We start from the raw sequence: 11,107 nt of genomic DNA on the forward strand, positions 1-11,107 counted from the left end.
ATCGGTGAGGAGATCCGGAGCCGGAGGCCCCGGTTGTGTGCGCGAGGGCACGACCAGGTCGAAGCTGGGGAGGCCCCGGCCTGAAATCGCCCACAGTCCCCTGTGGGCGGGGTGTATCTCTCATCTGGGTAGAACCTACGGCAGGGTCCGGCGCGGCGACAGGCGGAATCGCGTCCCGCCATCCACCCCGCACACCTTCTTCACACGGCCTGACCGGGGGCGCCCCAGCCCCCCGCATCACGCCAGGTGGGAGGGTTGGGGCGGTGGTGGCACACGGGTTCGAGGCCCTGTGCGCCTGCTGGCAGAAGCCTGTGGCTCAGATCCGCGCGAAGGCCTGCTCGATGATGTCGAGGCCCTCGTTGAGGAGGTCCTCGCCGATGACCAGCGGGGGCAGGAAGCGGAGCACGTTGCCGTAGGTGCCACAGGTCAGGACCAGCAGCCCCTCCTGGTGGCAGGCCTTGGCGAGGGCCGCGGTGGCCTCCGGGTTCGGCTCCTTGGTGGCGCGGTCCTTGACCAGCTCGATGGCGATCATCGCGCCGCGGCCGCGCACGTCGCCGATGACGTCGAACTTCTCGGCCATGGCGGTGAGGCGGGGCTTCATGATCGCCTCGATGTTCTTCGCCTTGGCGTTGAGGTCGAGCTCCTTCATGGTCTCGATGGCCCCGAGCGCACCGGCGCAGGCGACCGGGTTGCCGCCGTAGGTGCCGCCGAGCCCGCCGGCGTGCGCGGCGTCCATGATCTCGGCGCGGCCCGTCACGGCGGCCAGCGGCAGGCCGCCGGCGATGCCCTTGGCCGTGGTGATCAGGTCCGGGACGATGCCCTCGTCCTCGCACGCGAACCACTGACCCGTACGGCAGAACCCGGACTGGATCTCGTCCGCGACGAACACGATCCCGTTGTCCTTGGCGAACTGGCTGATCGCCGGCAGGAAGCCCTTGGCCGGCTCGATGAAGCCGCCCTCGCCGAGCACCGGCTCGATGATGATCGCGGCGACGTTGTCGGCTCCGACCTGCTTGCTGATCTGGTCGATGGCCTGCTTGGCGGCCTCGGGACCGGCGTTCTCCGGCCCGGTCGGCCAGCGGTAGGCGTAGGCCACCGGGACCCGGTAGACCTCGGGCGCGAACGGACCGAAGCCGTTCTTGTACGGCATGTTCTTCGAGGTCAGCGCCATGGTGAGGTTGGTCCGGCCGTGGTAGCCGTGGTCGAACACGACGACGGCCTGGCGCTTGGTGTACGCACGCGCGATCTTCACGGCGTTCTCGACGGCCTCGGCGCCGGAGTTGAACAGCGCCGACTTCTTGGCGTGGTCACCCGGGGTGAGCTCCGCGAGGGCCTCGGCGACCTCCACGTAGCCCTCGTACGGGGTGACCATGAAACAGGTGTGGGTGAAGTCGGCCAGCTGGGCACTCGCGCGGCGTACGACGGCCTCGGCGGAGGCACCGACGGAGGTCACGGCGATGCCGGAACCGAAGTCGATGAGGCGGTTGCCGTCGACGTCCTCGATGATCCCGCCACCCGCGCGCGCGGTGAAGACGGGCAGCACCGAACCCACACCCTGCGCCACCGCGGCGAGACGGCGGGACTGCAGCTCCTGCGACTTCGGGCCGGGTATGGCGGTGACGACGCGACGCTCCTGCGGAAGTGCGGTCATGGGGGCTCCCTGATGAGTGGTGCGAACCGATGCGTGCCGGGCGCGTCCCGTCCGGTTGCTCCGGTGGTGCGTTTTCGGACGCTTTCCTTCTTTCTTCGCAGGCTAGGGCCGGGTGTGGGAGGTGGGCATGCTCCATGTGGGCGTTGTCGGAGAGTGACGTTGTCCGTGTTGGACATAGTGCGGTCGGCGGGATCGTGACGGAGCGGTCGGCTCCTCGGCCGCGTAAGCGGTGAACTCCCCTTGCGAGGGCGTTAGATTGGCCGCTGACGGTGGACGGAAGAACGGCTGGTCAGGGAGCGAGAGCGATGGACAGCGACGGGACGCGGGACACGCGGCGTACGCATGCGAATCCTGTACCGCGTCCGGCGGGGCCGCACGACGCGGACGCGGTGCCGGCCGAGGCACCGGCGGTACCGCCACGGCCCACGGCACCGCCGTCGGCGGTGCCGCCGCTGCCGGACGGCTCGGCCTTCCTCACCTGGCTGCGCGCACCCAGGCCGGAGGCGGCGCCGGGCGTGTGGCGGTTCGGCTACCGGCCCCGGGCCGAGCAGGAACCCGAGGAACTGCCCACCCGGCAACTGCTCAGCGGCGCCCTGATCGCCTTTCTGGTGGGGTGGCTGGTCTGGTCCCTGCTGACGCACGGGTACCTGGGGGCGTGGTGGGGCCTGCCGCTCCAGCTGCTTCTCCCCGCCTCGTGGCAGGGCGCGAACGCGACGATCTCGCCGACCGCGACCCGCTTCATCTACGAGGGATACACGTACCTGGTCGCCCTCACCATCATGCTCGTGGTGGGCAAGCTCGGCCGGTGGGGTGAGGTGTGGCGGCGGTTCGTGGCGCCCCGGTTCAGGGCCGCGGCGTCCGCGGGATCCCGCCAGGAGCCTCCGGCGCCGTCGGAGGACCCCGCCCAGTGGCCCCACCTCCGTGCCGCCGGGGCCGACGCCGCCGCCGACCGGCTCGCCGGTGAGGCCCGGAGCGGGCTGATGCGCGACGTGGACCACGCCCGGATCGCCCGCGCCTGGCAGGGCGTACGCAGCGGCCGCCACAGCATGGCCACCTTCACCGCCGCGGTGGTCAAGGACGGCGCCGCCGCCTGCCTGCACCCCTCCGGCGAACGCGACCTGCCCGCCCGGCACGCCCGCCACGACCTGGTCACCGGCCAGGTCCGGCTCGGCACCACGGCCGACGACCCTCGCAACCCCTACCGGTACCGGGGCACCGGCCTCGCCCTCGGCCCCGAACTGCTCGGCACCTCGCTGCTCGCCGTCGGCCCGGCCGGCTCCGGCAAGACCGGCAGCCTGGTCCGCCCGCTCGCCGAGTCGCTCTGCCTGCACGCGCTCGCCGGCCGCGCCTCCGTGGTCGTGGTCGGCGCGGCCGGCGCCGGCCTCGGCCCCGCCGACGCCTACGACGTCGTCGTCCGCATCGCCCACCCCGAGTCCGTCTACGACCTCGACCTGTACGGCGGCACCACCGACCCCGACGAGGCCGCCGCCATACTCGCCGAGGCCCTCGCCGGCGATCTCGCCGACCCGCACCCCGGCAGCGACAGCCGCCGCTCCACCACCGTCCTCGCCCAGCTGCTCGGCCCCTTCAGGGCGGTGCACGGCCGCTTCCCCTCCGTCCCCGAACTCCGCCAGCTCCTCGACGGCGCCCCCGGCCCGCTCGCCGCGCTCCGCAAGGCGCTGACGACGACCGGCCACGAGTCGCTGTTGCGCGAGCTCGACGCGCGGGAACGCCAGATGGGACACCCGGGGGACGTCGGCGCGGTCCTCGCCGACCGCATCGCCCTCCTCGACCGCCCGGCCTTCGCCGGCTTCTTCGACACCTCCGGCCAGTCACGCCCCTTCTCCCTCAAGGCCCTCGACCACCCGGTCCGGGTCCGCATCGACCTGCCCGAGCGCGGTCACGCGGACGCCTCCCGCATCCTGGCCCGCCTGGTGCTCGCCCAGTTCACCGCCAGCGTCGCGGTACGGGACGACCGCTCGCTCTTCTCCTGCCTCCTCCTGGACGACGCGACGGGCGTGGTGACCCCGGAGGCGGTCCGCGCCGTCCAGCGCCTGCGCTCCGCCAACGCGGGCGTCGTACTGACCCTGCGCACCCTGGACGACGTACCCCGCCCGCTCCGCGGCCCGCTCCTCGGGGCCGCCGGCTGCCGCATGGCCTTCGCCGGCCTCACCCCCTGGGACGGGCAGGACTTCGCCGAGGTCTGGGGCAAGGAGTGGACCGAGGCCCGGGACGTCACCGACCGCCAGATCATCGCGGAGACCCCGGCGGGCAAGGCGCTGCACGTCGTACGCCGGGTGATCACCGGCAAGGCGGCCACGGCACGGGCGGTCACCGTCCGGCAGGTGGAGCGGGAGCGCTGGTCGGCGTCGGAGCTGGCCCACGGTCTGCCTCCGGGGCACGCGGTCCTGTCCCTCACGACGGTCAAGGGAGAGCACGCGCCCCCGCTGCTGGTGGACCTGAGGGCCGGCGGCCGGCTCTGAACACCGGGGCGCACGGGACCGTACAGTGAGGCAGAATCGCTAGAGTCCGTTCATACGGGACGGCCAAAGACCACTGCCCTCACTCGCGGCGCTCACGAAGCTCGCGGCGCTCCCGACCGAAGAGAAGACCTGACGGCCTGATGCCACCGACGCTCGCCTCGCTCGTCCACCACTCCGCGCTCAAACTCACCGTGCGCGCGGGCGAGGACCGCCTCGACGTGCCCGTGCGCTGGGCCCATGTCAGCGAACTCGCCGACCCGGTGCCGTACATGGAGGGCGGGGAACTGCTCCTGATCACCGCGCTGAAGCTGGACGCGGAGGATCCGGAGGCGATGCGGAAGTACGTGAAGCGCCTGGTCGGAGCCGGGGTGGTGGGTCTCGGCTTCGCCGTCGGGGTCAACTACGACGAGATTCCCAAGGCCCTGGTCGACGCGGCGGAACACGAGGGACTGCCCCTGCTGGAGGTACCCCGCCGCACCCCCTTCCTCGCCATCAGCAAGGCGGTCTCGGCGGCGATAGCGGCCGACCAGTACCGGGCGGTGACGGCGGGCTTCGCCGCCCAGCGCGAACTGACCAGGCAGGCGCTGAACGCCGGCCCGGAGGGCCTGCTCGCCGCGCTCGCCGCGCAGGTGGACGGCTGGGCGGCGCTGTACGACGCGTCGGGCGCGGTCGTCGCGACGGCACCGGAGTGGGCGGGACGCCGGGCGGCGCGCCTGACGGCGGAGGTGGAGCGGCTGCGGGAACGCCCGGCACCGGCGTCCGCGGTGGTCGGCGGCCCCGACAACGAGGACCGGGTCGAACTGCACTCCCTCGGCACCGGCCGCCGCCCGAGGGCGGCCCTGGCGGTCGGCACGGCCTCGGCGCTGGGCACGGCGGAGCGCTACGCCGTGCACTCCGCGATCGCCCTCCTCACCCTCACGACGGAACGCTCCCGCTCGCTGCACGCGGCCGAGCAGCGGGTCGGGGCGGCGGTGCTGCGCATGCTGCTCGCCGGCCAGCCGGACCACGCCCGCGGGGTCGCCGGGGACCTGTACGGCGGTCTGCTCGACGCCCCGTTCCGGATGATCGTCGCCGACGCGGGCGGTGAGCTGCTGGCCGGTCTCGCCGAGGCGGTGGAGTCGGCCGCGGCCCGTTCCGGGGAGGCGGTGCTGGTGGTGCCCGAGGGCGAGCGGCTGGTGGTGCTGGCCGCGGACGGGGGCGCGGCGGTGGCGGCGTGCGTGGAGTACGCGGCGGCGCGGGAGGCCGCGCGGGCGGTGCCGGCGGAGCAGGGCGGCGGCGAGGACGACGAACTGGTCATCGGCCTGTCCGCCCCGTCCGGCCCGATCGCCGCGGCGGCCGCCTACAAGCAGGCCGAACAGGCGCTGTCCGTGGCCCGGCGCAGGGGCCGGGTCCTGGTCGAGCACGACCAGCTGGCGTCGGGCTCGGTCCTGCCCCTCCTCGCCGACGACGCGGTGAAGGCCTTCGCCGACGGTCTGCTCAGGGCGCTGTACGAGCACGACGCGACCGGCCGGGGAGACCTGGTGGCCTCCCTCCGGGCCTGGCTCTCCCGGCACGGCCAGTGGGACGCCGCGGCGGCCGACCTCGGCGTCCACCGCCACACGCTCCGCTACCGGATGCGCAGGGTGGAGGAGATCCTGGGCCGCTCCCTGGACGACCCGGACGTCCGGATGGAACTGTGGCTGGCCCTGAAGGCGACGTCCGTGGAGTAGCCGCGCGCCTTCCCACCCACCCGACCCGCTCCGCCGAGCCCCCACCACCTCGGCACACGCCGAGCCCCGGACCGGCCGGGTCACTCGATGAAGCGCAGGACCTCGCCGCCGAAGTCCTCGGGGTGCTGGAAGAGAAACGCGTGACCGGCGTCTCCGTAGATCACGGTCTTGGAGTCGGGGACGGCCCGGGCCATGGCGTACGTCTGGTAGGCGTGCTCCATCACGTCGTGGGCGCCGTTGGCGAACAGGGCCGGTACCGCGAGGTCGCCGAGCCGGCTCCAGGCCGAGTCGATGCCGCTGTTCCACTGGACGACGGCGTTCATCTGGGCCTCGCGCACAGGCGCGGGCGCGTCCTGCCCGGAGTGGGCCAGGCGCCGGTCGATCCGGCGCAGGGAGGCCAGTCCCGCGGCCCGGCCGGTCTCGGTCTCGGGGTAGAAGAGGAAGAGGAAGTCCTCGTCGTCGTTCTTCTCACGCAGGGCGTGCTCGGGGACCCGCGGGTTCGGGCCCGGGTTGTCGGGCACACCGCCGGGACCGCTGCCCGCGACGACGAGCTTGCGTACCCGCTCGGGGTGTTCCAGGGCCAGGTCGAGTGCGACGAACCCGCCCATGGACCAGCCGAGCAGGTCCGGCTTCTGCAATCCGAGGGCGTCGAGGAAGGCCACGGCCACATCGGCCATGCCGCGAACGGTGTCCGCCGGCTTTCCGCCCGAGTAGCCGACACCGGCGCTGTCGAAGACGATCACGCGACGGTGTGCCGCGAGCACCTCGAGCAGGGCGGGGTCCCAGTGGTCGAGTGTGCCGCGAAAGCGGTTCAGGAGCAGCAGCGGCGCTGCGGTGACGGGTCCGATCTCGCGGTAGGCGAGTGCTCCGTGGGGGGTGTCGACGTGCCGCGTCTCGGCCGAGTCGAACAGGAAGCCTGGCATCGATTCTCCTTCAGGTACTGGGGTGTTGCCCGTGCCGGGCCGGATGCCGGCTGGAATTCCGCCGCGTCCTGAAGCTCGTCGGCGGGGAGCGTCGTACGCCCCGGGCACAGGCCGTCGGGCGCTGCGTCGCTCTTCCCGGCTTCGGCTTCGGACTGCGGCGGTGATGAAGGCGGATTCCGCGGTGGTGTTCTAGTCGTGGTCGGTGGCGAGGGCGATGGGGCGGGCGGCGTCCATGTCCTTGCGGAAGGTGTCCAGCTTGGCGTCGAAGGCTTGCAGGGTGTCGGCTCCGAGCGGGAGGCGCAGGGGCGGTTCGGGGTCGTCGGCCATCTCGACGATGGCGCGCGCGGCCTTGACCGGGTCGCCGGGCTGGGTGTGGTGGAGGCTCGCGGCGGCAGTGCGCATGGCGCCGACGGTGGGCGCGTAGTCGTCGATGGTGTCGGGTCCGGTGTGCAGGTTGGCGGGGTCGAGGAAGTCGGTGCGGAAGAAGCCGGGTTCCACGAGGGTGACGTGGATGCCCAGGGGTGCCAGTTCGGTGTGGAGGGTCTCGGTGAAGCCCTCGACGGCGAACTTGGTGGAGGCGTAGATGCCCCAGCCGGGCGCGGTGGCGAAGCCGACGATGGAGCTGATGTTGATGACGTGGCCGGAGCGCTGATGCCGCAGGACGGGCAGTACGGCGCGCTGGACGGCGAGCGGGCCGAACACGTTGGTCTCGTAGAGTGCGCGGACCGCGGCGTCGTCGGATTCTTCGACGGCGGCGAGCAGGCCGGTGCCGGCGTTGTTGACCAGGACGTCGATCCGGCCGAACCGCTCGATGGCCGCGTCGACGGCCGCCTGGATGCTCTGCGGGTCGGTCACGTCCAGCGCCACGGTGAGCAGCTTGTCGCCCGCGTCGGGGAACTTCTCGCGGACGGTGTCGGGCTTCCTGGCGGTGGCGACCACCTGGTGGCCGGCCGCGAGGGCGGCACGGGTGATCTCCAGGCCGAAGCCCCGGGACGATCCAGTGACGAACCAGATGCTCATTTTGTTCTCCAGCGTTCAGATGGTGGTGGGCAGGTCGAAGGCCGCGCGGTTCTGCGCGATGAAGGTCTCGACGTCGAGGGGGTCGCTGCCGCCGATCGTCTTGACCAGGTCGTTGGTGCCGGCGAAGACGCCGTTGCGGTAGTCGACGGCCACGGCGAGCAGGTGCTGGATCAGGTGGTCCGGCGCGCCGCGCCCGCGCAGGATGGCGGCGAACTCGTCGAGTTCGATGGGTACGTAGGTGACCTTCCGGTCCAGCGCCCGCGACATCTTCTCGGCGATCTCGTAGTGGTTGAGCTCCTCCGCCCCGTACAGCGGGTAGATCTGCCCGGCGTGCGGGGCGGGGTCTTCCAGGACGGCCGCGATCACCTTGGCCTGGTCGCTCTCGGCGATGGGGGCGTGGCGTCCGTCGGCGAACGGCAGGCGCAGTTCGCCGGTTCCGTCGGCCCAGGTGTCGATCAGCCACTGGGCGAAGAAGGTCGGGCGGATGTGGGTGACCGGGACCGGGGAGCGGTCCAGGACGCGTTCGGCGACCCAGTGCTGGCGGGCCGCGTTGCTGGCGGTGTGGCGGCGGGCGGAGATCTGCGACATGTTCACGATCGCCCGGACCCCGTTCTCCTCCGCCGCCTGCGCCACGTTGACGGTGGCGTCCATCAGGCCGGGACGGATCGGATAGGTGAAGTACAGGGCGTCGATCCCCTTCGTCGCCTCGGCCAGGGAGTCCAGGTCGAGGACGTCGCCTTCCACGACGTCCGCTCCCAGGGCGGCGAGCCGCTCGGCACGCCCGTCGAGGCCCCGGACGAGGGCGCGGACATGGTGGCCGCGCTGGAGCAGGAGTTCGGTGGTCTGGCCGCCGGTCTTGCCGGTGGCCCCGATCACGAGGAGGGTGCGTTCCATGAGGGTGATCTCCGTTTCTTGAGCGGGAACCGGAGGGAATTCCAGCGTCAACCCGGCGCGCGGGTGCCGCACGCCTTCCGTCCGCCTCCCAAGAAGTGGGCTTGGTAGCCCCTTTTTCGTCTGCACCCAGAGAACACCTCGCAGAATGGGTTGTCAAGCCCCTTTTTGCGGTACGCTGGTGGCCATGACCACCACCAGCCAAGTGCCGGACCGGAAGCTGACCGCCAAGGGCGCGGCCACACGGGAGCGCATCGTCCGGGCGGCGGCCGAGCTGATCAACGAGCACGGCGCGCAGAACATCAACAACGAGCAGATCCGGGAAGCCGCCGGGGTCAGCGGCTCACAGCTGACGCGCCACTTCCCCACCAAGGAGGCCCTGGTGCGCGCGGTGCTCGCCTGGCAGGCCGACGTCATCGTCGCCCGCCACCAGGCACCGGAGCTGGGCGAGCTGGACAGCTTCGCCGCCCTGTACCGGTGGGCCGACTCCTACATCGCCTCGCAGGACATGCTGCGCGGCGGCTGCACGTTCGGCTCCCTGGCGGCCGAGGTCGTCAAGGCCGAACCCGCCCACCGGGACGCGGTGGCCGACGGCTTCGAGCGGTGGCAGGCGCTGTTCCGGCGTGGCCTCGGCACGATGCGCGAGCGCGGCGAGCTGCGGCCGGAGGCCGACCCGGCCGCGCTCGCCCACCTGCTCACCGCCGCGTTCCAGGGCGGAGCGCTCCTGGGCCAGGCGGCCGGCGATTCCACACCCCTGCGCGACGCACTGTACGGAGCGCTGGCCTACATCGAGTCGTTCGCCGTGCGGCGCGGACCGGACGACGGCCCAGCCGCCGGCCGGTGACTCCTGGCACGTCCGGGCGGCAGACCTGCCACCGAGAACAGGGTGTCGGCCGACGGAGTCCGGGTGCCACAGTCGGTCACAACGTACGACGAAGAGAAGCGAGTTCGGCGCCGTGCCTGGTCAGTACGGGTATGTTTCCGGCGTGGGGGTCGAAAGGTCGGCGCTATGCCTTTCATTCTGAACACCGATGAGGTCGAGGACCGTGATCGTGCTGACTTCGTGCACGAGGCGCTCGGCGCGACGATGGTGCCGATCGAACTGCACTGGCCCGGGCGGCGCCGGTCCGTGGCGGCGCACGGCGTCGTCACGGACCTGGACGGTCTGACCGTCTGCTCCGGACGGACCACCGCAGTGCGGGTGTAACGCACGGCCGCCCTGGCCCACGACTCGATGGAACCGAGTGTTTTCATCAACGTGCAGCATTTCGGGTCGAGCATGGTCGTCCAGCACGACCGGGAAGCGGTGATCCGACCCGGTGAACTGGTCATGTACGACTCCACGTCCCCCTACACCCTGCTGAACGACACCGGCATGACCGGAAGTTTCTTCCGAGTGCCGCATTCGGCGCTGGCGATGCCGCACGACATGATCCGCGCGGCGTGCGCGGTCAAGCTGAGTCCGGGGCACCCGGTGGCCTCCCTGACCCACGACTATCTGCGCCGGCTGGCCGCCGACCCCGCCCTGACCACTGCGGTGAACGCCGACCTCGTGGGTCACCCGAGCATCGAACTCATCCGCGCCGTGATCGCGACCCATCTGCGCGCCGAAGAGTTGGCCGCCGAGCCCATGGCCGCCACCCTTCAGATGCGCATCCTCGAATACGCGCGCCGGCACCTCCACGACCCCGGCCTGTCCGCTGAGCAGATCGCGGCCGCGCACCACATCTCGGTGCGCTATCTGTACAAGGTGCTTGCCGGAAGCGGCATCGGTCTCGCCGACTGGATCCGCACCCGCCGCCTCGAAGCGTGCAGGCAGGCCCTCGCCGACGACGACGCCGTCGCCGTCGGTGCGGTCGCACGGCGCCACGGTTTCGCCGACCTGTCCAGCTTCAGCCGCGCTTTCCGCGCCGAATACGGCATGTCCCCCAGCGAATGGCGGAAGCGCTGAACGGGCGGCAGGGAAATTCGACATGCGGCGGTTGCAGGTCGGCGCATGCGGATCGAATGCCAGGCGCCGGCCCGCGCAGCGCGCTGTGCGCGAAGTGAGCCCCCTTGTGCGTTCCGTGCACGGCACCGGGCGCCGGCCCCCCCGCGCCGTACGGGGCTGACAAGGTGTTCGAAAGCGCTTGTCGAGGTGAACGTCAACGTGCCGAACCGCGGGAGCGCACTCGAAGGCAGATCAGACCGACGGCGTCTGTCATGCCATCGCTGCGAACGGACAGGGAGAAGCGAGCATGCCCTCCATCACCACCTCCGACGGCCTCGACATCCACTACAAGGACTGGGGCTCCGGCCGGCCCATCGTCTTCTGCCACGGTTGGCCGCTCTCGTAGGACGACTGGGACCCTCAGCTGCTGTTCTTCCTCAACCAGGGATTCCGCGTGGTCGCCGCCGACCGCCGCGGCCACGGCCGCTCCACCCAGACCG

At 71.8% G+C, this 11,107-nt stretch carries 9 protein-coding genes and 1 pseudogene; 6 read left to right on the plus strand and 4 right to left on the minus strand.

Annotated elements, in window-relative coordinates:
- Nucleotides 1-316: 316 nt before the first annotated feature.
- Nucleotides 317-1,651, minus strand: a complete 1,335-nt coding sequence (gabT, locus tag ACZ4UV_RS47200; protein WP_351492383.1) for a 4-aminobutyrate--2-oxoglutarate transaminase — start codon at nucleotides 1,649-1,651, stop codon at nucleotides 317-319.
- A 305-nt stretch (nucleotides 1,652-1,956) separates the two neighbouring features.
- Between gabT and ACZ4UV_RS47205 the strand changes: the two genes are divergently transcribed.
- Both ACZ4UV_RS47205 and ACZ4UV_RS47210 read left to right on the plus strand, forming a co-directional pair.
- Nucleotides 1,957-4,134 (plus strand): type IV secretory system conjugative DNA transfer family protein, encoded by a 2,178-nt coding sequence (locus ACZ4UV_RS47205; RefSeq protein ID WP_451022568.1) that lies wholly within the window; start codon nucleotides 1,957-1,959, stop codon nucleotides 4,132-4,134.
- Between the two features lie 140 nt (nucleotides 4,135-4,274).
- Complete coding sequence (locus ACZ4UV_RS47210; RefSeq protein ID WP_451022569.1) at nucleotides 4,275-5,843, plus strand: PucR family transcriptional regulator; 1,569 nt, start codon at nucleotides 4,275-4,277, stop codon at nucleotides 5,841-5,843.
- 80 nt (nucleotides 5,844-5,923) lie between these two features.
- On the opposite strand, the gene ACZ4UV_RS47215 is transcribed toward ACZ4UV_RS47210, so the two are convergent.
- From ACZ4UV_RS47215 to ACZ4UV_RS47225, 3 genes are all read right to left on the minus strand, one after another.
- Entirely contained in the window at nucleotides 5,924-6,766 is an 843-nt protein-coding gene (locus ACZ4UV_RS47215; RefSeq protein ID WP_467847762.1) for an alpha/beta fold hydrolase, read from the minus strand.
- A 189-nt stretch (nucleotides 6,767-6,955) separates the two neighbouring features.
- Nucleotides 6,956-7,786: an oxidoreductase gene (locus tag ACZ4UV_RS47220; protein WP_390041032.1), complete on the minus strand. Its 831-nt coding sequence runs from the start codon at nucleotides 7,784-7,786 to the stop codon at nucleotides 6,956-6,958.
- A 15-nt stretch (nucleotides 7,787-7,801) separates the two neighbouring features.
- Entirely contained in the window at nucleotides 7,802-8,680 is an 879-nt protein-coding gene (locus ACZ4UV_RS47225) for an NmrA family NAD(P)-binding protein (protein WP_467847765.1), read from the minus strand.
- Between the two features lie 184 nt (nucleotides 8,681-8,864).
- Between ACZ4UV_RS47225 and ACZ4UV_RS47230 the strand changes: the two genes are divergently transcribed.
- From ACZ4UV_RS47230 to ACZ4UV_RS47245, 4 genes and pseudogenes are all read left to right on the plus strand, one after another.
- Nucleotides 8,865-9,521 carry a TetR/AcrR family transcriptional regulator gene (locus ACZ4UV_RS47230; RefSeq protein WP_467847768.1) on the plus strand — a complete coding sequence of 219 codons (657 nt, stop codon included), beginning with the start codon at nucleotides 8,865-8,867 and terminating at the stop codon, nucleotides 9,519-9,521.
- Nucleotides 9,522-9,686: 165 nt separating this feature from the next.
- Nucleotides 9,687-9,884 carry a hypothetical protein gene (locus tag ACZ4UV_RS47235; RefSeq protein WP_451016173.1) on the plus strand — a complete coding sequence of 66 codons (198 nt, stop codon included), beginning with the start codon at nucleotides 9,687-9,689 and terminating at the stop codon, nucleotides 9,882-9,884.
- Nucleotides 9,885-9,911: 27 nt separating this feature from the next.
- Nucleotides 9,912-10,628: a helix-turn-helix domain-containing protein gene (locus tag ACZ4UV_RS47240; protein ID WP_467847772.1), complete on the plus strand. Its 717-nt coding sequence runs from the start codon at nucleotides 9,912-9,914 to the stop codon at nucleotides 10,626-10,628.
- Nucleotides 10,629-10,914: 286 nt separating this feature from the next.
- Nucleotides 10,915-11,107, plus strand: a pseudogene (locus ACZ4UV_RS47245) (alpha/beta fold hydrolase); the annotation flags it as partial.

This window comes from Streptomyces sp. NPDC028289, assembly GCF_055565975.1.